We start from the raw sequence: 22,869 nt of genomic DNA, 5'->3' as shown, positions 1-22,869 counted from the left end.
GAGGATCGAAAACCCATGTTGCAGACCCATCAGAACCCGGTCTACGAGTATGTCCACTCGGCCGATCAGGACAGCCCCACCCCGGTGCACCACCCGGTGATCGTGGTGGGTGCGGGCCCGATCGGCATGGCGGCCGGCCTGGATGCCTGCACCCAGGGCATTCCGGCGGTGATCCTGGACGACAACAACACCGTCAGCATCGGCTCCCGTGCCGTCTGCTATGCCAAACGTGCTCTGGAGATACTGGACCGTCTCGGCTGCGGACAGCGCATGGTGGACAAGGGGATCACCTGGAATCTCGGCAAGGTATTTTTCCGTGACGACCTGGTTTACACCTTCAACTTGCTGCCGGAGGCGGACCATCACCGGCCCGCTTTCATCAATTTGCAGCAGTACTACCTGGAGGAGTACATGGTGGACCGGATCCGCCAGGCGGAACAACTCGAGTTGCGCTGGAAGAGCCGGGTCACGGCCGTGGAGGAGAAGGAGGATCGGGTCGAGATCCGGGTGGAGACCCCGGACGGCGAATACCACCTCACCTGCGACTACCTGATCGTGGCCGACGGCGCCAACAGCGGTATACGTAAAATGATGGGGCTGGAAAGCAGCGGCCAGGTGTTCCAGGACCGCTTCCTGATCGCCGACGTGGTGATGGAGACCGATTTTCCGCCGGAGCGCTGGTTCTGGTTCGATCCCCCGTTCCACCAGGGCGGCTCCACCCTGCTGCACCGCCAGGCGGACAACGTCTGGCGCATCGACTTCCAGCTTGGCTGGGACGCCGACCCGGAAGAGGAGAAGAAACCCGAAAACGTCATTCCCCGACTCAAGGCAATGCTCGGCGAGGAGACCGAATTCGCGCTGGAGTGGACCTCGGTCTACACCTTCCAGTGCCGGCGCATGGAGCGGTTCCGCCACGGTCGCCTGTTCTTTGTCGGCGACGCCGCCCACCAGGTCTCACCGTTCGGCGCCCGCGGCGCCAACAGCGGCTTCCAGGATACCGACAACCTGCTGTGGAAGTTGAAACTGGTGCTGGACGGCAAGGCGCCGGAACGGCTGCTCGACAGTTACGATGCGGAGCGGGTAGCGGCGGCCGACGAGAACCTGCTCAACTCCACCCGCAGCACCGATTTCATCACCCCCAAGAGCGAGATGAGCGGCACCTTCCGCGACGCCACCCTGCTGCTGGCCGAGGAGTACCCGTTCGCCCGCGGCCTGGTCAACAGCGGCCGCCTCTCATTGCCGGCGGTGTACCGGGACTCCCCCCTCAACACCTCCGACGAGGCGTCCTTTGATGGCAGAATGACCCCCGGCACGCCCAGTACCGACGCCCCGGTCAACGAGGGCGACTGGTGGCTCCAACTGATCGCCAATAACCGCTTCAACGGCCTCTATTTTCCCCAGGAGACGGATGGCGGACTGGGCGATCGCGAGCTGACCACCCTGAGCACCCTCGTTGAACGGGCGGAGGTACCGCTTGATATCCGGGTGGTGGGGGCCGCCCCGCGGCTCGAACTACCCGCCGGCATCCACCCGGTGGCGGACAGCAAAGGGGTGCTGAAGGCGCGCTTCGACGGCCGGCCCGGCACCTTCTACCTATTCCGTCCCGACCAGCACATCGCGGCCCGCTGGCGCGGCCTGGATCGCGAAAAGATTGAAACCGCCCTGCAGCGGGCCACCGGCCGAATCTGAAGGAGCACAAGCGATGATCGAGACACGCAAACTCAACGTCCAGCCGACCCTCAGCCGTCCGGATGACTTCTACAACGCCCTGGTGGAGATGCACCGGGAGCTGAGCGAGGAGCAGAGCCGGCTGGCCAATGCCAAGCTGATCCTGCTGCTGGCCAATCAGATCGGTGACGAGGAGACCCTGGAGGAGGCGTTGAAAATAGCCGCCGAAGGGCTGAACAAACCGACAGTTTTTTAATATTTCCGGTAACTGCTCACCCCCATCATAGTAGGTCCCATGAAAAGCATTGTAACCGCCAAGAACGCCAGGAACGCCAAGAAAAAGCCTCGGCTTTCCTTCGTGTGCTTCGCGTTCTTCGCGGTTATTTGCTTTTTGCCGAGCATATCTTTGTGCTCCGTGAGTAGGGACTGGGGCGAGTAGCTACGTTTACCGTTCAAGTGACAGGAGCCACCTGTGGAAATCAAGCAGATCCATCACGTCGCATACCGCTGCAAAGACGCCAGGGAGACCGTGGAGTTCTACACCAGGAATCTCAACATGGATTTCCTGCTGGCCATCTCGGAAGACAGGGTCCCCTCGACCAAGGAGCCAGACCCCTACATGCATCTGTTCCTGGATGCCGGCATGGGCAATATCCTGGCCTTTTTCGAGGTACCCAACTCGCCGCCCATGGGCAAGGACCCCAACACCCCGGACTGGGTACAGCATATCGCCTTCCGGGTGGAGGACGAGTCAGCCCTGATGGCGGCCAAGGCGCAGCTGAAATCCAACGGCATCGACGTGGTGGGCCCCACCGATCATGGCATTATCAAGTCGATCTACTTTTTCGATCCCAACGGTCACCGGCTGGAACTGACCACGATTACCGCCACCATGGAGATGCTGCAGGAGTTGCACGACATCGCCCCAGCCATGCTGGAGGAGTGGAGCAAGACCAAGAAGGTGGTGACCCACGCCTCCTGGCTACACGAGAAGGAGTTCAAGGAGTAACGCTGTGTATCAACCACAGCGCGTAGGATGGGTGGAGGCGCATGGCAACGCTACGGAAGGCAGTCCACAGGGACGGGCGCCGTAACCCATCATCTCTTCGGGTACGGTTACTTGATGGGTTGCGCGCCGCGAAGGTGCCGGCAATGCCACGTGGGAGGAAGGCGCTCCACCCATCCTACCCGTTAACGTGGACTGGCCCTTTATATGGGTAAATAGCAGCATGTAGGTTGGGGTGAGCCTGCGAACCCCAACGAATGACGTTGAATAGATCCACCGTCCGTTGGGGTTCGCTCCGCTCACCCCGACCTACCGAAGGTTCGAGTCGTTATCTGCGTTTATTCGCGTTCATTCACGGCCAATGGTTTTATAAGACAACGACCCGTCTCACGGGAAAAGGAAAAACGATGAAACTGGCTTCATTGAAACAGGGACGCGACGGCGTCCTGCTGGTAGTCTCCCGGGACCTGGAGCGAGCACTGCGTGCCGACGATATAGCCCCCACCCTGCAGGCGGCACTGGATGACTGGACAACCTGCGAAGCGGAACTGCAGCGCCGCTATCGCGCGCTCAACGAGGGCGCGGCAGCGGACAGCTTCGCACTGGATATGGATCAGCTCGCCTCTCCCCTGCCCCGCGCCTACCAGTGGGCCGACGGCAGCGCCTACATCAATCATGTGGAGCTGGTGCGCCAGGCGCGCGGTGCGCAGATCCCGGAGAGCTTCTGGCACGATCCGCTGATGTACCAGGGCGGCTCCGACGCCTTTCTCGGCCCCCGCGAACCGATCCGCCTGGCCGACACCGCCTGGGGTATCGACTTCGAGGGTGAGGTGGCGGTGATCACCGGCGATGTGCCGATGGGTTGCACGCCGGAGCAGGCCGCCGGACAAATCCGCCTGCTGATGCTGGTCAACGACGTCTCGCTGCGCGGCCTGATCCCGGCAGAACTGGCAAAGGGCTTCGGCTTCTTCCAGTCCAAGCCCTCCAGCGCCTTCTCTCCGGTGGCGGTGACCCCGGACGAACTGGGCGAGCACTGGCGGGACGGCCGGGTCGGCCTGCCGTTGCTGGTGGACTACAATGGCCGACCCTTCGGCAGGGCCAACGCCGGGGTCGACATGATCTTCAACTTCCCCTGGCTGATCGCCCATGCCGCCAAGACCCGCCCGCTGGGCGCCGGTGCCGTCATCGGCTCCGGCACCGTCTCCAACAAGCAGGACACGGCGCGGGGTTCGGCCATTGCCGACGGCGGGGTCGGCTACTCCTGCATCGCCGAGGTGCGCATGATCGAGACCATCAACAACGGCAAGCCGGAGACCCCGTTCATGGATTTCGGCGACACCATCCGCATCCGCATGGAGGATGAGGCGGGCCACAACATCTTTGGCGATATAGAACAGACGGTAGAACGGTATCCGGGGCCATGATCACCCTCTACGACTACTTCCGCTCCACCGCCGCCTACCGGGTGCGCATCGCCCTCAACCTGAAGGGGCTCGACTACCAACAGGCCAGGGTCAACCTGCTGCGGGGCGAGGAGGCCGGCGACGACTACCGGGCGATCAACCCCCAGGGACTGGTCCCCGCCCTGGCGGTGGAGGACGGGGTGCTGTCCCAGTCCCTGGCGATCTTGGAATTCCTGGACGAACTGCATCCGGACCCTCCCCTGCTGCCGGGCAATGCCCTGCGGCGGGCGCACATCCGCGCCCTGGCGCAGATGGTGGCCTGCGATATCCACCCGGTGAACAACCTGCGCATCCTCAGCTATCTGACAGGGACCCTGGGCATCGACGAAGGGCAGAAACTGGCCTGGTACCACCACTGGATCGACGAAGGATTCCGCGCCATCGAGCGGCGGCTGGAGCAGGCGGCCGGCGACGGACCATACTGTTTCGGCGACCGCGTCACCCTGGCCGATCTCTGCCTGGTGCCCCAGGTCTACAACGCGCGCCGCTTCGAACTGGACCTGACCCCCTATCCCCGCATCGTGGCAATCGAGCGGCACTGCCTGGGTCTCGACGCCTTCGAGCGGGCGCGGCCGGAGAACCAGCCGGACGCGGGTTGAACCCAGACAGTGCGCTGGTTATCTAATAATCAGTCCCCTTGGAATTTAGCCACAAGGAGTGGTGCAGGGACGTACCTTTTACGGACCTGAGGATGGAATGAACGCGAATAAAGCCATTAAAGTAGTGGCCGGTGAGGCACGAACCGCATCCCGCGTCACAAGCAAACACCATGGCCACGATGAAGCGTGTAGGTTGGGGTGAGCACGTAGTTTATGTCCACGCGGAAGGTGCGGCACCGGGGAACAAGGTGGGCACAGACAACGTGCCCACCCTACGCGACTATCCTAATGACTTTATTTGCGTTTATTCACGTTCATTCGCGGCTAATTGTTTCTTTTGCAGAAATCGGCCACCGGCCAGGAGGTGAAGCATGGGACAACTCTGGGACAACCCGATGGGAACGGACGGCTTCGAATTCGTCGAATACACCTCGCCGGAGCCGCAGGCGCTGGGCCGGCTGTTCGAGCAGCTCGGCTTCGTGGCCATCGCCCGCCACCGTTCCAAGGATGTGACCCTCTATCGACAGGGTGATATCAACTTCCTGATCAACGCGGAGAAGACCGGCTTCCCCCGCTCCTTCGCCCGCCAGCACGGCCCCAGCGCCTGCGCCATCGCCTTCCGGGTCAGGGATGCGGCACGCGCCTACGCCATGGCCCTCGAACTCGGTGCCTGGGGGGTGGAGACCCGGGCGGGACCGATGGAGCTCAACATCCCCACCATCAAGGGGATCGGCGATTCGCTGATCTACCTGATCGACCGCTATGGTGACAAGGGCAGCATCTACGACGTGGACTTCGTACCCATCCCGGGGGTCGATCCCCATCCCCAGGGGGTCGGCCTCACCTACATCGATCACCTCACCCACAACGTCTATCGTGGGCGCATGGACGAGTGGGCGGATTTCTACGCTCGCCTGTTCAATTTCCGCGAGGTAGGCTATTTCGATATCGAGGGCAAGCTGACCGGCCTGCGCTCGCGCGCCATGACCAGCCCCTGCGGCAAGATCCGCATCCCGATCAACGAGAGCCGCGACGACCAATCCCAGATCCAGGAGTATCTGCACGCCTATCATGGCGAGGGGATACAGCATATCGCCCTGGGCACCGGGGATATCCATGCCACGGTGGAACGTTTGCGTGAATTGCGTGTGCCGCTGCAGGAGACCTCGGACACCTACTACGAGCAGGTCGATACCCGGGTGCCCGGCCACGGCGAGGAGCTGGAACGGCTGCGTAAAAACCGCATTCTGATCGACGGGGCGCCCAGCGAGGGCCAGGGGCTGCTGCTGCAGATCTTCACCCGCACGGTGATCGGTCCGATCTTCTTCGAAATCATCCAGCGCAAGGGCAACGAGGGCTTCGGCGAGGGCAACTTCAAGGCGCTGTTCGAATCGATCGAGCTGGATCAGCTGCGCCGCGGCGTGATCAGCGAGCATAAGGCGAGCCATTGAGGGCTCTGCTATGATCCTCTCCAAGTAGTGATAAAACAGCGTAGGTTGGGTTAGCGGCGCACAGGCACTGCGCATCCAGACCGCGACAAAGCCCGGGCGCCGCGTAACCCAACGCATCCATGGTCGTCAAACGGTGTGTTACGGCGCGCGCACGGTGCACTGCGATATGCATTTCCACGCAGAGCGTGGGAACGAGGACAAAATCATCCAGCGCAAGGGCAACGAGGGCTTCGGCGAGGGCATAAGGCCAAGGGTGTAGGGCGTAGGTTGGGGTGAGCTTGCGAACCCCAACATTTGGTGTTGCACGGGACTGTCGTTCGTTGGGGTTCGCTCCGCTCACCCCAACCTACTGCAGGATCGCGTTGTTATCTGCGTGTATTCGCATTCATTCGCGGCTAAAAAAACAGCAATCCAAATAGCGTTCAACTGACAGATCAAGGCATTTTCATTTTGCGCCTGATCAGTGCTATTCTTTTATAACGTTTACGTTAACGTAAAGACTTTATACCTGTGGAGATAATAATGGAAGAACCGCTCTGGCAACCCAATGCCGACCAGATCGAACAGGCGAACCTCACCCGCTTCCGACGTTTTGTGAATCAGAAACACGGCACGGCACTAGCCGACTACCCCGCCCTCTACCAATGGTCAATCGACCAGCCGGAGGCGTTCTGGAGCGCCCTATGGGAAGAGAGCGGCGTCATTGCCGACCAAAGGGGCGAGGTGGTACTGGAAGACGGCGACAAGATGCCGGGCGCCCGCTGGTTTCCCCAGGCACGGCTCAATTTCGCCCAGAACCTGCTGCGCCGCCGCGACGACAGCGACGCCCTGGTGTTCCGCGGGGAGGACAAGGTGGCGCGACGCGTCAGCCACCGGGAACTCTACCATCACGTCTCCCGGGTGGCCCAGGCACTCGAGGCGGCCGGCATCGGTGAAGGTGACCGGGTGGCCGCCTACCTGCCCAACATGCCGGAGACCATTATCGCCATGCTGGCCGCCAGCAGTCTAGGCGCCATCTGGTCCTCCTGCTCACCGGACTTCGGAGTCAACGGCGTGGTGGACCGCTTTGGCCAGATCGAGCCGAAGCTGCTGTTCGCCGCCGACGGCTACTACTACAACGGCAAGACCCATGACAGCCTGGAGAAGATCGCCGAGATCCGCCGGCGTATCCCCGGCATCGAAAAGGTGGTGGTGATCCCCTATACCCGGGAGCAGTTCCCGCTGGAGTCGATCGAGGGCGCCCTATCCCTGGGGGAGTTCATCGATGACTACGACGCACAGGAGATCGGCTTCAGGCAGCTGCCGTTCGATCACCCGCTCTACATCATGTTCTCCTCCGGTACCACCGGGGTGCCCAAGTGTATCGTGCACGGTGCCGGCGGTACCCTGCTGCAACACCTCAAGGAGCACCGCCTGCACACCGATGTAAGGCCGGGGGATCGCACCTTCTTCTTCACCACCTGTGGCTGGATGATGTGGAACTGGCTGGTCTCCGGGCTGGCCGCCGAGGCGACCCTGCTTCTCTATGACGGCTCCCCCTTCTACCCGAACGGCAATGTGCTGTTCGACTACGCCGACGCGGAGCGCATGACCCAGTTCGGCACCTCGGCCAAGTTCATCGACGCCATCAACAAGGCGGGGCTGAAACCGCGCGAGACCCACGATCTCTCATCCGTGCGCACCCTCTGCTCCACCGGCTCGCCGCTAGTGCCGGAGGCGTTCGATTTCGTCTATGAACATATCAAGCAGGATTTGTGTCTCTCCTCCATCTCCGGCGGCACCGACATCATCTCCTGCTTCGCCCTCGGCAACCCGGTGCTGCCGGTCCACCGCGGCGAGCTGCAGTGCCGCGGCCTGGGCATGCGGGTGGAGGTGTGGAACGACGACGGCGAGCCGGTACGCGGCGAGAAGGGCGAGCTGGTCTGTACCGCCCCCTTCCCCTCCATGCCGATCGGTTTCTGGAACGATCCCGACGGGGAGAAGTACCACGGCGCCTACTTCGACCGCTTCCCCAACGTCTGGTGCCACGGCGACTACGTGGAGCTGACCGCCCAGGACGGCATCATCATCTACGGCCGCTCCGACGCCGTGCTCAACCCCGGCGGTGTGCGTATCGGCACGGCCGAGATCTATCGCCAGGTGGAACAGCTGGACGAGGTGGTGGAGAGCCTGGTGATCGGCCAGGAGTGGCAGGGCGATGTGCGGGTGGTGCTGTTCGTGCGCCTGCGCGACGGCCTGGATCTGGATGACGCGCTGATCGAAAAGGTAAAGCGGCAGATCCGCGCCAACACCACACCCCGCCATGTGCCTGCCCGGGTGGTACAGGTAAGCGATATCCCGCGTACCAAGAGCGGCAAGATCGTGGAACTGGCGGTGCGCGAGGTGGTGCACAACCGGCCGGTGAAGAACAAGGAGGCGCTGGCCAATCCGGAAGCGCTGGAGCTGTTCGCCAACCGCCCGGAGCTGCAGTCATAATCAAATGACCGGCGCACACCGTTGCGGAGTGCGCCAGTCCAGGGCAGGCACATTACCGCATGTATTTCATACGCCCCATCGGCCGCATTGCATCAGCGATCTTCTGTTGCTCGGATGTCAGGCTGGTATAGAGCTGCTCGATGGCATCGGCCATTTCGCTCATCTGGCCGGCACCCTCGCGCATCCCCTTGACCCGTTCGGCAACCGTAACCCCGTCCCCGTCGCGCATCGCCTCGCGCCGTTCCAGGCGACTGGTCATTTTCTGTTTCATGGCCTGTTCAAAGGCCTGCCAGGCGGGCTCCTGGGCCTCGGTGATACGCAGCTTGTATTTCAGCATGTCCAGTCCCTGTTCCATTCGGGCGCTGTGATCCTCCGGCGTTCCTCGTCCGGGGCCATGCCGGCCCCAATTGCCATGGCCGCCTTGCTGCATACTCATTTGTCCCGGTCCAAAGCCCTGTCCATAACCGCAATCGCCGAATCGGCCACCGGCGGAAACATAGGAGATGGATGCGGCACTGATACCGACGACCGCTACCGCGGTCAGAATCATCTTGGTTGAACGTTTCATCTGCATTCCTCGCTGTTACCGGGGCGACATGCCCCGTCTGTGGCTCCTATCAGACCAGCCCGCTGTAACCCGACAATGTCAGAAAAACGGTTTTTTGTAAGCCTGAGTAACAGCCGTCCGCCTGTTACACTCTGTTACAAAATCCACCCGCGCACGCGACGATGATTCGGGTATAAAGAGCCTATGGAAAAGAGACGACATATCCTGGTGGTGGATGACGATCCGGAGATCCGCCAACTGCTGCAGGCCTACCTGGAGCAGAACGGCTACCGGGTGACCGCGGTGGGTGAAGGCAAGGCGATGAACCGGGTACTGGAGGAGCAGCGCATCGATCTGGTGGTGCTGGACCTGATGCTGCCCGGTGCCGACGGCCTGGAGCTCTGTCGCAACCTGCGGGTGAAATCCAGAGTCCCCATCATCATGCTCACCGCCCGGGGCGATGAGATGGACCGAATCCTGGGCCTGGAGATGGGTGCCGACGACTACCTGCCCAAGCCGTTCAATCCCCGGGAGTTGCTGGCACGCATCAAGGTGGTCCTGCGCCGCAGCGCCGCCCTACCCTACGACCAGCCGGAGTCGCCAGTCCGGGCAATCCGCTTTGCCAACTGGACCCTGGACCCGGTGGCGCGGCACCTGGAATCATCCAGTGGGGCGGTGGTACCCCTCAGCGGAGCCGAGTACCGACTGCTCAAGGTGTTCCTGGAGCACCCCAACCGGGTGCTGAACCGGGACCAGTTGCTCGACCTGACCCAGGGTCGGGACGCCGATCCCTTCGATCGCAGTATCGATGTGCTGGTGAGCCGCCTCAGGAGACGTCTGGAGGACGACCCGAAGGATCCTGGGATCATCAAGACGGTACGCGGTGAGGGTTATGTGTTCGCGGTGCAGGTGAATCATCGAGGGAACACGGCATGAGGCTGCTGCCCCGTTCCCTGTTCGGCCGCCTGGTCCTGATCCTGATCGTGGGCCTGCTGCTGACCCAGCTTCTCAGCACCGGACTGTTGCTCAAGGACCGGGTCGATGTGATCCGGGAAAACACCGGCATTCAGCTGGTCCAGCGCATCGCCTCCCTGGTCTACCTGTTGGAGGAGACGCCGGCGACGGAGCGCCCGCGCATCGTCCGGGCATTCAGCACCTCCCAGTTTCAGGTCACCCTGGCCGACCAACCGCTGCCACAGGGTCCGGAGGCGATACCGTCCAACCACCTGGAGATGTTGTTACGCCAGGCGCTCTCCGAACACACCCCGATCCAGGTGGCAATCAATCCGCTGCGCAATGGCGATGAATCGGAACGCAGCCGCTGGCGTCAACACCGGGAGGAGGTTGCCGAACGCCGGTTTACCGAGTCCCGCCCCTATCGTTCCCGGCCGCCAAGAAACGGATTCCAGGCCAGTATCCGGCTCGCCGACGGCGGCTGGCTGAACATCCTGCGTCCCCTTCCGGAAGGGATGGAAGACTGGCCCTATAAGTTGCTGGCCTATCTCGCCGTGTTGCTGGTCTCCATCATCCTGCTCTCGCTGCTGGCGGTACGCTGGGTCACCCGGCCCCTCGGCACCCTGGCGGAGGCGGCGCGCAATCTCGGCAAGGACATCAGCTACCCGCCGCTCACCGAAAGCGGCCCACAGGAGGTGCAAAAAGCGGTGCGCGCGTTCAACACCATGCAGCAGCGACTGCGGCGCTACATTGAAGATCGCAGCCGGGTGCTGGCGGCGGTCTCCCATGACCTGAAAACCCCCATCACCCGGTTGCGCCTGCGCCTGGCGCTGCTCAAGGACGACGCACTGCAATCCCGCTTCAACCAGGATCTGGATGAGATGGAACAGATGGTACTCGCCACACTGGACTACCTGCGCGGCACCGAGAGCAAGGAGAAACCGGTGCCGATCAGCATCAACGGACTGCTGGAGTCGCTGCAGGACGATACCCAGGAGCTGGGCTGGGAGATGACCCTGGCAAGCGGGAAGGTGGCGCCCTACAGCGGGCGGCCACTGGCGCTGAAGCGCTGCCTGATGAATCTGATCGAGAATGCGGTGCGCTACGGCCAGGCGGCGGATGTCCGCCTGGAGGACAACCGGGAGCGGCTGAGCATCATTATCGCCGACCGGGGCGAGGGGGTCCCGGAGGCCGAACTCGAGCAGCTGTTCAACCCCTTCTATCGACGTGAGGAGTCCCGCGCCCGGGCGACCGGCGGCACCGGGCTCGGTCTCGGCATCGCCCGCAATATCGCCCGTGCCCACGGCGGTGATGTCACCCTGCGCCGGGGTAAAACGCGGGGGCTGGAGGCGGTGGTCAGCCTGCCCCGCTGAGTTGCCACTACGACGAGCACGCAGCTGACGGGATCCCACATGATTATTCCGTTGCCTGATTACCCATCACACTCAGCCAGGGTCGATCTCCGTTTATTAAAGCCGCGAATAAACGCGAATAAACGCACATGGCACGATTTATCCTGATGGGGGCGTAGCGGCTTTATTCAGGCTACGGTGCTTGCCGGTGAATTACGAATTGTGGTCTGTAGCCTGTTGGTGTGAGCCTGCGATTCCAATAGGCTTATTCGCGTTCATTTGCGTTTATTCGCGGCTAGAATTTTTACTGATAACGGCTGAGCTATCTGGGCCATCAGGCTCCGTTGTGGCGACCGCCCCATGCAGGGTCAGCTGCGGGAACGGGATCTCCCAGCCGTATTCGCTGCAGGCGTCGACACAGCCGCGCTGGATGGCGCGCCGCAGACGGTTGTACAGGTCGCCCAGTTCACCCTTGAAGTCGGCGATCACCACTATATCCAGGGACGAGCTGTTGGCGGCCTCGAACTCCACCCGCAGATTCAGCAATTGCTCGCCATAACCTTCCTGGTGCAGGCGCTCAAACAGGTAGTTCTGCAGCGTCTCCGGAATGGTTTGCGTACACTCTTTCTGTAGCGAGTAACTGAGACCGATTGTCTCCTTGATCCGGAAGTTGGTCGCCAGATTGCGCGGCGCAGCGGCCAGGAAGTCGGTCATCTGGTAGGTCAGCCTGGCGCCACCCCGCTCCACCAGTTGAACCAGTTCATGGGAGATACCGGTGACCTTGCCCCTGATCCCGTTGCTCAGGATAACCCAGTCCCCCTGAGTGCAGGGAAACCAGGGATCATCGATTTGCGATGGGCGTGATTTGAGATCCACCAGCTCGTCGATCGGCACCCGCTGGCTGATACCGGCCACCGGATTCACCAGGGTGCTGTAGACATTGATCTGCTCCACCCGCCAGGGCAACCCCTCCATGAATATCCGTTCGCCCTCGCGTACCGAGCCGACATTGAGAAACAGGTGTATCTGGCTCCAGTAACGCGGCAGGGCCTGCCTGAGGGTCCAGGCGATGCCGAACAGCAGCAGGATACCCAGGCTGAACAGCACCCAGTCTTCCACCAGGTAGAACACCGCCATCGGGCCGAGGATCGCCAACAGCACGGTCAGCATGCGCTGCAGCAGCTCGACCAGGCGGACCCGGAAACTGCGATGCTTGGCCCGGAATCCGGGGATATAACGCTGCATCGCCGAGGCACTCAGGCGAGACAGCAGGAGAATGGCGGCCACCACCAGCAGTGCGATGGTCAGGTAGAGTCCGCGCTTCTGAAAAAAGGATTTCAGATAGCTCTGCGAGGCCTCGGCGAGGGAGGTCTCCGCGGCATTCAGTTTGTTCAGCTGCAACTGAGCCCCCTGCAATTCGCTCTGGATGAACGCCTGTTGCTTGGCCCACTGCTCTTCGATCTGACTCAGCGACTGCAGCAGCGCCTGGTCCTTGGTGGCCTGCTTCACTCTGGCAAGGTTGTTCAGCGCCTCGTCGACGACCGGCAACTGCTCCCGGTAATAGGCGATCCGCTTCTTGAGTTCCGATTTCTGACGGACCCGGGCGGTCATCTCCTTCATCTCGTCGATCGCCGGCCGCACCAGGGCAAACACCTCCTGCTGCAGGTTGAACTCCTCCTCGGGCTCGCCCCGCAGGGAGGTGATATCGACACCCGCCGCGATGTTTTCAAAGTTCCGGGTGGTGGCCCTGAGATCGTTCTCCAGGCTCTCCAATTGCTGTCGCAGTCGCGCCTTCTCGGCATCCGACCCGGTCGACTGGAGCTGCCGATTCAGCGTCTCGATATCCTTGCGTAACTCTTTCCTCAGCTCGATAAAAGAGATCAGGGTCTCGATCGTGGCGGGTGCCACCGCGCCTTCCGGTTGCGCGGTGCCCCCATTGCTCTGGGCAACGGCCGGCATGAGCGGCAGCCACAGAAAACACCAGACCAGCAGGATGGAAAAGCCATAGTCAAGCAGCTTGTTTTGATTATTCACCGCGCACGTCCCGTTTCAGAAGTTGCATCGTCAGGGAGTCGGACTCAAACCGTTGAATGCCGGGCACCTCGCCCACCCCCTGTGTTCGGATTGATAGCGGCCCTTTCGGTGCCACCGGCGGCTATCGGTCAATCCTGGTCAAGGTCATCCACATCCAGCTGCCCGGTCATGCGCCGGCGGATATGGGACCAGGAGATCCCCGTCGCCATCACTGCCGAGAGGATGACCAGCACGATATAGGTGAGCAGTGAGGTATTGCTGAGAGCGATCAACTGATAGTGAAGCAACGCCCAGACGATAGTCCCGAACAGGGCCAGGGCAAGCAGGGTACCGACAAAACCGAGAGAGCGGGCGGTAGCCCGCACATAGATGACCCAGCCGATCAGCAGTAGCACCCCGGCGAGCGCGATAAGCGGGTCAAGCTTTTGTTCCGCGCCGGTCAGCCAGTGGTACCAGGAGTAACCTGAGGGATTGTAGGTCGAGAAAACCAAAAACAACGCCAGGGTCCATCGAATCATGAAACCCGCAAAACTGAAACCGCGCTCCGCCATAGCCTGTCCCTGTCAGAAATAAGACCGTTGTACGCCACCACGAATGGGCAACAGTTCCGGTCAACCAGATCAACGACAGTTTATAACACAGAACGCCGCGGACAATAACTTGCCGGCTATACGTAGATCTTGCCCGAAAGCGGCGGCGGAAGTGCGGCCGGGCGATCCTTTCTCCACGCCAGGCGTTTCTTGATGGTGTCACATAGGTTGGCCTGTTTGACCATGAACTCGCCACCGATATGGGTGAAGCCGAGCCGCTCGTAAAACTGTTTGACCCGCTCTACATCCGCCTCCGGCACCCGCTTGCCGTATTCAGCTGAGAGTGGAAACGCCTTCAAGGCGATAATACTGTCTTCCACATCGACCATTTGGCCAATCATTCCCATCAGGGCGCTGCCGATCCCCTGACCGCGATAATCCGGGTCGACCGTTATCTCGTTAATGTAGACCAGCCCGCTGCACTCCTGCTTCTTCAGGCTACCATCGGTCATCTTCTGCAGATAGTGACAGCCATTGTCGCCGAACGCCGTCCGGGAAAACTCCGACAGCTCGGGACAGACCGAGTCAAGTAGTAGTGCCTGATTGACCCCGTCGACTATCGCCGCCGCCAGATCGAGTTTATGACCATGGATCTCGCCCACCACCCGGTCAGAACCCGCCGACTCATCCCAGACGATTGATTTTCCGGTGAATTTGACCACATAAGGCGCCAACTCGGAATCCGAGTCCGGCCGTAATGAAAATTCAAATTCGAGATCGGGCATTGGATGCTCCATACAACAATATATTAGCGAATACTTATTTTATAGCATCTTCCGACGATTTTCATCGGTTTTTTCAACAACCCGGCACTCGTATACACGCCGTCTCATCTTCGGTGGCGGACTACCGCGTCTCAACCGCTGAGTATGCCGCAGGGTCGAGAGTAAAAAAAATAATATCGTACCTAACTTTGATTCTGGTCAATTTATCGCCACAGCGGCCGATACCGCTAATATAGCGACAAAGTACCGGAGGAGAGGACAATGCCAATCGCTGTCACGGCCAGGATCAACACCTGCCTGTTTCTACTGCTGCTGATCGCGGTATCGAGTGTCACGGCCGATGAGCCAAATACATCGGTGGAGCGGAGAGCGGATTCCGCTCTGCTGCCTTTTGCACTCTACCGCACCCCGGCCGTGCCGACGCCCACCGAGAGCGACCGGGCAAAAACCTGCCTCGCCCTGGAACGTGAAATGACTGAGCTGGTGCCACAAACCTACAGCTATAAACCGGATTTCTATAACGATCCCTACCAGGGGGCGGCGGTCTGGATAGGTACCACACTGTTCCAAGAGGCGTATGCGCTGTCGGCATTCGCGGGATTTCTGCAATTTCGGGAGAACGGGCGGATGATCTCTGCGGAAGAGCGGATTGAGGTGCTACGTCACCTGAAGGCACAAAATCGCTGTTTCGAGACCTGACCAGTTGACCCCCGGCCGGCTCAATCCAGGCGGTCGAGCTGGCGTGCCGCGGCCACCACCGCCTGTCCCAGCGAAAGCCCGCCATCATTGGCCGGCACGCTGCGGGGGCTCAACACCGTCAGACCCTGTTCCCGCAAGCCACGGCTGACACCCTCGAGCAGGATCCTGTTCTGGAATACGCCCCCGGAAAGCACCACGGTATCCAGTCCCTGCTGTTGACAGAGAAGCCGCGCCGTCTCCGTGACCGCACCGATCATCCCTTTATGGAACCGGGCGGCGATAACCCCTGGCGCCACACCCTGTTGCAGATCACCGAGCAGGGCCCGCCAGAGCGGTTGCCAGCTCAGCACGCGCAGCCCGGTGAGCGTCTCCGACTGGAAGCCGTATCCGGCCCCCAACCGATCCAGTTCCCCGGGCTCGATCAACGCCTCCATCTCAATGGCCGCCTGCCCCTCATGACTCGCCTGCTCGCGGCACACCCCGATGGCGGCGGCGACCGCATCGAACAGCCGGCCACAAGAGGAGGCCAGCGGCGAATTCACCCCCCGCTCCAGCATCTGCCGTAGCGTGGCAATCGGCTTGCCGTTGAGAAACCGCATTATCTCCAGCTCGGCATATTCGCCCAGCAGATTGTCCCAGTCGAACTCACTCAACAAATAGGCCAGTGTGTTGCGCCAGGGTTCATGCATCGCCTTGCCCCCCCCCAGCATGGCCGTGGGTTTAAAATGACCCAGACGCTGAAACTCACGGTAACCGACCTTCAGGAACTCACCGCCCCAGAGGGAGCCGTCCTCCCCCATGCCGAGGCCATCCAGGGCGACACCCAGCACCTCCGCTTGCTCCAGGCCCAAACCATGCTCCACCATACAGCCGGCAATATGGGCATGATGATGCTGAACGGTTTCCAGATGAAGCCCACCCTCCGTAGCCAGTTGCTGGCCGCATTGGGTGGAGAGGTAGTTGGGGTGATAATCGACCACCACCACCCTCGGCTCATGCCGGAACAGCTGACGGTAGAGCGCCAGGGAGCGGTGGTACTCTTTTATGGTGGCGCCGTTTTCCAGATCCCCCATATGCTGGGAGAGGATGGCCTGGTTGCCCTTCAGCAGACAGAAGGTGTTCTTCAGTTCACCACCAAGTGCAAGTATCGGCGGTGTCCCCTTGAAAGCCGCCGGCAGTGCGATCGGCGCGGGTGCATAGCCGCGTGCGCGGCGCAGCAGGCGCACATCACCGTCCATCACCCGGGCCACGGAATCGTCCAGCCGATTGACAATCTCCCGGTCATGCAGCAGCCAGTAATCGGCAATGGCCGACAGGCGCTCATGGGCGGCATTATTGGAGATCACCTGCGGTTCATCCGACAGATTGCCGGATGTCAGCACAATCGGCCGCGACAGCCGTGCCATCAACAGGTGGTGCAGCGGCGTATAGGGCAACATGAAACCGAGGGATCGCTGCCCGGGTGCAATCGCCGGCGCCAATGCCTCGTCATCACCCTGTTGCAGAATCACAATGGGGGCGGCAATGCTCTTCAGCAGGAGCGCCTCCTGATCGTTGAGCCGGGTGTAACGACGTACCATTGCCAGATCGGTTGCCATCAGGGCGAAGGCCTTATGGTAACGGCGTTTTCGCGAACGCAGGGTGGCAACGGCCGTTTCGTTGCCGGCGTCACAGGCCAGATGCACCCCGCCGATCCCCTTGATCGCCAGGATCGCACCGGACATCAGCAGTCTCGCCGCCAGCTCAATCGGCTCCGCATCCCCGCCGTTATCCAGCCGCTCACCCGCCGCATCCTCCAGCCAGACCCGCGGCCCGCAGGCGGCGCAGGCGTTCGGCTGCGCATGAAAGCGGCGATCCGCCGGGTTACGATACTCGGACAGACAGTCCGCGCACTGCCGGAAGGGCGCCATGCTGGTGGTCGCCCGATCATAAGGGATCGCACGCACGATGGAGAGGCGGGGACCGCAATGGGTACAGTTGGTGAACGGATAGTGAAAACGCCGGTTATCCGGATCGAATATATCCTGCAGACAGGCGTCGCAGGTTGCCGCATCCGGGACGATACCGGTGAGGATCTCGCCTCCCCGGCTTTCGATGATTTCAAAATCCCGGTAATCGGGCCGAGCCACCAGCCGCTGTCGCTCGACGGCATCGATCATTGCCAGTGGCGGGGGATGTTTTTCAATCAGCTCGACCAGTTGGTCAATGCCCTCGCGGCTGCCGATCGCATCGATCAGCACCCCTTCAGCGTCATTCCAGACGGCACCGTGCAGACCGCAACGATGCGCCAGGTTCCAGACGGTCGGTCTGAAACCGACCCCTTGAACCAATCCGCGTATCCGGATTCGCTCTGCATAGGGTTTATCAGTCATGGCTGGGTGAGATCTGAACCGATTGAAAGCTGTACTACCAGTGTAACCTCACCCCCGGCTGTGCGCGAAGCTGGAAATCACCTGGCGTGGGCCAATGGATCACTGCGCCTGGCTCAAGCCTTCCAGCACCGCTTCCGCCAGCTCTTCCGTAACAAACTTGGTCAGGGCGGCATTTGCCCCGCTGGCCGCGGCATACTCCTTGCTGACGGCGCCCGCCAGCGAGGTGTGCAGCAGGATATAGACCGAGGCGAAATCCTGATCCTTGCGCAGTTCACGCGTCAGGGTGTAGCCGTCCATTTCAGGCATCTCGATGTCGGAAATAATCAGGTCAACGGTTCGCCCTTCGGCATGCAGTTCATGCAGTATCCGCAATGCCTCCTTCCCGTCATTGGCCATTATCGGATCGAGACCAATCATTGCCAGGGTCTGTGATATCTGTTTCCTGGCGAGGCCGGAATCATCCACCACCAGGATCAGCTTGCGGCGTAACAGTTCAATCTGCTCAGCGGAAAGGCTGACACCTTTCCCGGTACTGTCCTTGGGCGGCGCCACCTCGTTCAACACGCGCTCGACATCAATCACCTCGACAATCTGATCCTCAGTATTGATCACTCCGGTGATGTAATTGAACCGTCCGGAGGAGGCAGGCGGTGGTTGTATGGCGTCCCATTTGAGGGAGATGATCTTATCCACTTTCTTGACCAGAAAACCCTGCAGGGAGCGATTAAATTCGGAAATAATGATCGAGCAGTCGACGTATTCGGCAGCATCCCTGGGTGCGCTCATGCCAAGTGCGCTGGACAGATCGATCACCGGGAAAGGCTGTCCACGCAGTCGCGCGATACCGATAATCGCCGGATTGGCCCTGGGAAGCGTGTTCATGGCGTGATAGGGAATGATCTCTTTGATCTTCAGCACATTGATGCCGAACACCTGGCGCCCGAACAGCGTGAACAGCAGCATGCGCTGCTGTGTCCCTTTCTGATTACCCCGCTGATTTGAATTATCTATAGCCACAAAAAATATGTATGTTGAGTTGATACCCGAGGTGAACGGCGATAAACATAGCACCTGGCACGCCCCGCCTGGAATAGTTTAGCGACCGGTGCAATGATATCTTGAACCCGGTTTCCGTGATTGATCGGCAACGTTTTCTTCACCTCGGAAACCGGCAAGCAGAAAAAATCACAACGACTGAATGAGGTTGAAAACACCGGGACGTAGATATCGGCAATTGCCATTAATTTGGATCTTTTCGGAAAATAATAAAATTATCGCGCGTTGTTTAAGTAAAACATCGCTATTATCTGTAAAACCGTTGAATATTTTTCATAATATCCAAATAAGGTATTGGCAACGGTATTCAACTTTGGCAATATTCGATTTGTGGGATATTAAACAATCCGTCGCATTTCATACACTCTTCATGGGGAACCTCTAGATGGTCACGAAAAAAGCAAGAACCACCAAAAAACGCGCTGCTAAAAAAACCGTAGCCCGTGCAACAAAAACCGCTGCCGCCAAGAAGGTGGCACCCAGCCTCTCTCCTGCAGCAGAACTCGAACAGACCATAGCCAAATCACAGGTTCAACTGGCCAAGCTTCATGAAAAAGGCGCGGCCCAGGCACAAAAGAGTGTAGATAGAATCAAGGGTCAGCTGGACAAGGCTGTCGCCAGGCAGGCAACACTGCGCGATAAAAAGAACGCCGCTGCGGAAAAGGCCGCCGCCAACCGCACGCCGGCTTCCCAGAAACAGGTTGAGCGGGCACGTGAAGCACTGCGTAACGCAGGCCCGACGGTATCCGCACTGCGCGAGCAGATGAAGAGCGCCAAACAGGCACTCAAAGATGCAAACGACACGCTGAAGAGGTCTACCGCACAACAGAAGGCACTGGAAAAATTCGAAAGCGACTGGGCCAAGGCGACTGCCCCCAAGAAGCCGCGTAAGGCAACCGCCAAACGCCGCCCACGCAAGGCCACCAGCCGCAAACCGGCCGCTGCCGCCGCTACGACCGCTGCCGCCGCCGAAAGCGCAGCCAGCGAATAGGCCGCACGATCGGGTGCCTGTTCGACAAACCCTGAACATACACCCGATCGACGAAGCCGCTCCCGGCCATCCATGGCCTCTACTGCATAAGTCCTTCACGGGACAAAAAGCCCGCCCCGTCGCATGCCGGGAGCGGGCTTTTGTTTTCTCCGTGGACAGGGTACTAGTTACGGCTAACCATCAGCCGACCTCAGCAGGCTCAACACCTCTGCACACTTCTCACGCATCAAACCGGCATCACCCCGGGTTTCAAGGTTCAGCCGGACCACCGGTTCGGTATTTGAACTGCGCAGATTGAACCGCCAATCCGCCATCTCGACACTAATCCCGTCGGTATGATCGACCGACAGGGCCTCATCCTGGTAGTGGGCCAGGACCCGGGCGATCGCGGCAACCGGCTCCGCAATCTGACTGTTAATCTCTCCGGGCGACGGATATAGCGCGATACGATCATCCACCAGCACCGACAGTGGCTGCTGTTTTCGACTGACCAGTTCGGCAATCAGCAACCAGGGAATCATGCCGCTATCGCAGTAGAAAAAATCACGAAAATAGTGATGCGCACTCATCTCGCCGCCATACACCGCATCTTCCTGGCGCATCCGTTCCTTGATAAAGGCATGCCCGGTTTTGCTCTGTATCGCCTCGCCACCCTGCTGTTTCACAATATCCAGGGTATTCCAGATCAATCGCGGATCGTGAATAATCCGGCTACCCGGATTTTTCACCAGAAAGGCCTCGGCCAGCAGTCCGACGATATAGTAGCCCTCAATAAACCGCCCCTGCTCATCAAACAGAAAACAGCGATCAAAATCGCCATCCCAGGCAATACCAAAGTCGGCCTGATGCTGCACTACCGCATCGATCGTATCCTGGCGGTTCTCCTCCAGCAGCGGATTGGGGATGCCGTGGGGAAAGGTGCCGTCCGGCTGATGATGAATCTTATGGAAAGTTATCGGAATGCCCAGGGATGTAAACCGCTGTTCAATGACATCGATGCAGAGGCCGGCCACACCGTTCCCCGCGTTGACAACCAGTTTGAGTGGCCGAATGGCCTCGGCGGTGATATACCCCATCAGGTGGTCGACATAGGCCTCCCGGGTGGAGATCTCCTGATATGCCCCCCGCTTCCTCACATCGACTTCGGCAAAACGATTTTTCCGGACCAGCGCCTCGATCTCCTTCAGCCCGGTATCGCCGCTGATCGGTTTCGACTCCTCGCGCACCAGTTTCATCCCGTTATAGTCTTTGGGATTATGGCTGGCGGTGACCACAATACCTCCATCTGTCGCCAGGTGCGAAGTGGCGAAATAGATCTCCTCGGTACCACACAAACCGATATCCAGCACCGTGACACCGGCATCGCGCAGGCCGTTGGACAACGCCCGTTTCAACGACGCGGTTGAAAGCCGCATATCCCCGCCGACCACCACCCGCCGTGGCTTTATATAGTCGGCGTAGGCCCGCCCGATGCGGTAGGCGATATCCTCATCCAGCGATGTGCCCAGCTGACCACGGATATCGTAGGCCTTAAAACAATCCAGCTTTTGCATAAATATTGTCCCGGTAACTTTTGTTTGATTGAGGCGGTGAACCCTGCACAGGAGCCCGACAAACTCCTGGTAACCACACCATTCTAGCCTATCTGATAAATTGCTCCCTGCCTCTACCGGTAACAAAATTCGATCATAATTTTTCGTGGACATCCCGGCAGGATTCTCTATTATGACGTTTACGTTAAGGTTAACTGGAGCCGGTTGATGAAGGTTAAAGAGGCGCTGCAACAGAGGAAGGCTACCCGGGCCTTCCTGCCGCGGGAAGTAGAGAAAGAGAAGATTATACGGATCCTGGATGCGGCACGACATGCCCCCTCCGGCACCAACACCCAGCCGTGGCAGGTGGCGGTGGTGACCGGGGAGAAGCGTCGCCGGCTGAGTGACCTGATGGAGACCGCCTTCCGCAGCGGACAGGCCGGGGCGATGGAGTTTCAGTACTACCCGGAGGCATGGGAAGGGATCTACAAGGCGCGGCGCCGCGCCTGTGGGCTGCAAATGTACTCGACCCTCAATATCAGTCGCGAAGAGACTCAGCGCCAGCAGGACCAGTGGGCCGCCAATTACCGTGGATTTGATGCACCGGTGATGATGTTCTTCTTCATCGACCGGATACTTGAAACCGGCTCCTACCTCGATTACGGCCTGTTCATCCAGTCCATCATGCTGATGGCGGTCGAAGAGGGACTGGCCACCTGCCCCCAGGCGGCCCTGGGGGAGTATCCTGAGATCGTCAGGCGAGAGCTGGGTTATTCAGAGGAGAAGCAACTGGTGGTCGGGCTGGCGCTGGGTTACGAAGACAAGTGCGCCCTCGTCAACAGCTACCGCACACCACGCGAAGAGGTGGAGCAGTTCACCCGCTTCTTTGAATAAACCTGCGTTACGGTCCTGGTACACGTTAACTACCAAAGGCGGGAGCTTACTGGGTGAGTGCCTCAAAGGCGCCACAACACCCCCGCAATACCCCCCAGCCTCCCAAGGCGGCCGAACAACTTTCCGTTCCCACGACGCCTTCCCGGTCCCGGATCGGGAAAGGATTATTACTCTCGCCAAGACGCCAAGCCCGCCAAGGAAAACCGATTCCCTCCTTTAATCTTTGCGCTCTTGGCGTCTTGGCGAGAGTCCATTTGCCCTTTGTCATATAGAGGCGCTCGACCGATGCACCGCTCAAACCTGACAAGTCCCCCGGCTGGGCCTGGGATTACCCCGAGGATTTACCTGAATAACAAAACGCCCTGCACCGGAAGTGCAGGGCGTTCGGCTGCCGCCGTGTGCGATTGGGATCAGAGCGCCTCCGCCAGCTCCGGCAGGGCCTGGAACAGGTCCGCCACCAG

Annotated in this window: 19 protein-coding genes; 12 read left to right on the top strand and 7 right to left on the bottom strand. The window is 60.2% G+C overall.

What is annotated here, in order from left to right; translation table 11 throughout:
• Window positions 1-15: 15 nt before the first annotated feature.
• From NPX02_RS16380 to NPX02_RS16350, 7 genes are all read left to right on the top strand, one after another.
• On the top strand, window positions 16-1,689 hold the full coding sequence (locus NPX02_RS16380) for an FAD-dependent oxidoreductase (protein WP_260294867.1): 1,674 nt from the start codon (window positions 16-18) through the stop codon (window positions 1,687-1,689).
• A 13-nt stretch (window positions 1,690-1,702) separates the two neighbouring features.
• Complete coding sequence (locus tag NPX02_RS16375) at window positions 1,703-1,924, top strand: DUF2783 domain-containing protein (RefSeq protein WP_260294866.1); 222 nt, start codon at window positions 1,703-1,705, stop codon at window positions 1,922-1,924.
• 216 nt (window positions 1,925-2,140) lie between these two features.
• Complete coding sequence (locus NPX02_RS16370) at window positions 2,141-2,677, top strand: VOC family protein (RefSeq protein WP_260294865.1); 537 nt, start codon at window positions 2,141-2,143, stop codon at window positions 2,675-2,677.
• A gap of 404 nt (window positions 2,678-3,081) precedes the next feature.
• Window positions 3,082-4,098: a fumarylacetoacetate hydrolase family protein gene (locus tag NPX02_RS16365; protein ID WP_260294864.1), complete on the top strand. Its 1,017-nt coding sequence runs from the start codon at window positions 3,082-3,084 to the stop codon at window positions 4,096-4,098.
• Window positions 4,095-4,736 (top strand): maleylacetoacetate isomerase, encoded by a 642-nt coding sequence (gene maiA / locus NPX02_RS16360; protein WP_260294863.1) that lies wholly within the window; start codon window positions 4,095-4,097, stop codon window positions 4,734-4,736. Before NPX02_RS16365 ends, maiA begins: the two co-directional genes overlap by 4 nt.
• Before the next feature lie 371 nt (window positions 4,737-5,107).
• Complete coding sequence (gene hppD, locus NPX02_RS16355) at window positions 5,108-6,187, top strand: 4-hydroxyphenylpyruvate dioxygenase (protein ID WP_260294862.1); 1,080 nt, start codon at window positions 5,108-5,110, stop codon at window positions 6,185-6,187.
• A 522-nt stretch (window positions 6,188-6,709) separates the two neighbouring features.
• Window positions 6,710-8,662: an acetoacetate--CoA ligase gene (locus tag NPX02_RS16350; RefSeq protein ID WP_260294861.1), complete on the top strand. Its 1,953-nt coding sequence runs from the start codon at window positions 6,710-6,712 to the stop codon at window positions 8,660-8,662.
• 52 nt (window positions 8,663-8,714) lie between these two features.
• On the opposite strand, the gene NPX02_RS16345 is transcribed toward NPX02_RS16350, so the two are convergent.
• Window positions 8,715-9,230 (bottom strand): Spy/CpxP family protein refolding chaperone, encoded by a 516-nt coding sequence (locus NPX02_RS16345; RefSeq protein WP_260294860.1) that lies wholly within the window; start codon window positions 9,228-9,230, stop codon window positions 8,715-8,717.
• Window positions 9,231-9,413: 183 nt separating this feature from the next.
• On the opposite strand from NPX02_RS16345, the gene NPX02_RS16340 reads away from it, so the two are divergent.
• Together NPX02_RS16340 and NPX02_RS16335 are read left to right on the top strand one after the other, a co-directional pair.
• Window positions 9,414-10,145, top strand: a complete 732-nt coding sequence (locus tag NPX02_RS16340) for a response regulator (protein ID WP_260294858.1) — start codon at window positions 9,414-9,416, stop codon at window positions 10,143-10,145.
• Window positions 10,142-11,536 (top strand): ATP-binding protein, encoded by a 1,395-nt coding sequence (locus tag NPX02_RS16335; protein ID WP_260294857.1) that lies wholly within the window; start codon window positions 10,142-10,144, stop codon window positions 11,534-11,536. Before NPX02_RS16340 ends, NPX02_RS16335 begins: the two co-directional genes overlap by 4 nt.
• A gap of 264 nt (window positions 11,537-11,800) precedes the next feature.
• Here NPX02_RS16335 and NPX02_RS16330 read toward each other — a convergent pair whose 3' ends face one another.
• The 3 genes from NPX02_RS16330 to NPX02_RS16320 all read right to left on the bottom strand — a co-directional run bounded on the left by NPX02_RS16330 (window position 11,801) and on the right by NPX02_RS16320 (window position 14,864).
• The gene (locus NPX02_RS16330; protein WP_260294856.1) at window positions 11,801-13,549 is read right to left on the bottom strand and encodes a hypothetical protein; all 1,749 of its coding nucleotides are present in this window, start codon (window positions 13,547-13,549) and stop codon (window positions 11,801-11,803) included.
• A gap of 128 nt (window positions 13,550-13,677) precedes the next feature.
• On the bottom strand, window positions 13,678-14,100 hold the full coding sequence (locus tag NPX02_RS16325) for a DUF6524 family protein (protein WP_260294854.1): 423 nt from the start codon (window positions 14,098-14,100) through the stop codon (window positions 13,678-13,680).
• A 116-nt stretch (window positions 14,101-14,216) separates the two neighbouring features.
• A complete protein-coding gene (locus NPX02_RS16320) occupies window positions 14,217-14,864 on the bottom strand; it encodes a GNAT family N-acetyltransferase (RefSeq protein ID WP_260294853.1) in 648 nt (215 codons plus the stop codon).
• Between the two features lie 261 nt (window positions 14,865-15,125).
• Between NPX02_RS16320 and NPX02_RS16315 the strand changes: the two genes are divergently transcribed.
• Entirely contained in the window at window positions 15,126-15,563 is a 438-nt protein-coding gene (locus tag NPX02_RS16315) for a hypothetical protein (RefSeq protein WP_260294852.1), read from the top strand.
• Between the two features lie 20 nt (window positions 15,564-15,583).
• Here the strand turns inward: NPX02_RS16315 and hypF are convergent, their stop codons facing one another.
• Together hypF and NPX02_RS16305 are read right to left on the bottom strand one after the other, a co-directional pair.
• Window positions 15,584-17,935, bottom strand: coding sequence for a carbamoyltransferase HypF (hypF, locus tag NPX02_RS16310; protein WP_260294851.1), 2,352 nt, complete (start codon window positions 17,933-17,935; stop codon window positions 15,584-15,586).
• 99 nt (window positions 17,936-18,034) lie between these two features.
• Window positions 18,035-18,898 (bottom strand): chemotaxis protein, encoded by an 864-nt coding sequence (locus NPX02_RS16305; protein WP_260294850.1) that lies wholly within the window; start codon window positions 18,896-18,898, stop codon window positions 18,035-18,037.
• A gap of 478 nt (window positions 18,899-19,376) precedes the next feature.
• Here NPX02_RS16305 and NPX02_RS16300 point away from each other — a divergent pair, with 478 nt between their 5' ends.
• Window positions 19,377-19,982 carry a hypothetical protein gene (locus NPX02_RS16300; protein ID WP_260294849.1) on the top strand — a complete coding sequence of 202 codons (606 nt, stop codon included), beginning with the start codon at window positions 19,377-19,379 and terminating at the stop codon, window positions 19,980-19,982.
• 173 nt (window positions 19,983-20,155) lie between these two features.
• Here the strand turns inward: NPX02_RS16300 and NPX02_RS16295 are convergent, their stop codons facing one another.
• On the bottom strand, window positions 20,156-21,535 hold the full coding sequence (locus tag NPX02_RS16295; RefSeq protein ID WP_260294848.1) for a phosphohexomutase domain-containing protein: 1,380 nt from the start codon (window positions 21,533-21,535) through the stop codon (window positions 20,156-20,158).
• Between the two features lie 207 nt (window positions 21,536-21,742).
• Between NPX02_RS16295 and NPX02_RS16290 the strand changes: the two genes are divergently transcribed.
• Window positions 21,743-22,408, top strand: coding sequence for a nitroreductase (locus tag NPX02_RS16290; RefSeq protein ID WP_260294846.1), 666 nt, complete (start codon window positions 21,743-21,745; stop codon window positions 22,406-22,408).
• Window positions 22,409-22,869: the final 461 nt, after the last annotated feature.

Source organism: Sedimenticola hydrogenitrophicus (assembly GCF_025175675.1).
GTDB lineage: Bacteria > Pseudomonadota > Gammaproteobacteria > Chromatiales > Chromatiaceae > Sedimenticola > Sedimenticola hydrogenitrophicus.
Note: the sequence above shows the minus strand (reverse complement) of the source record. Positions and strands in the feature narration are given on the sequence as shown.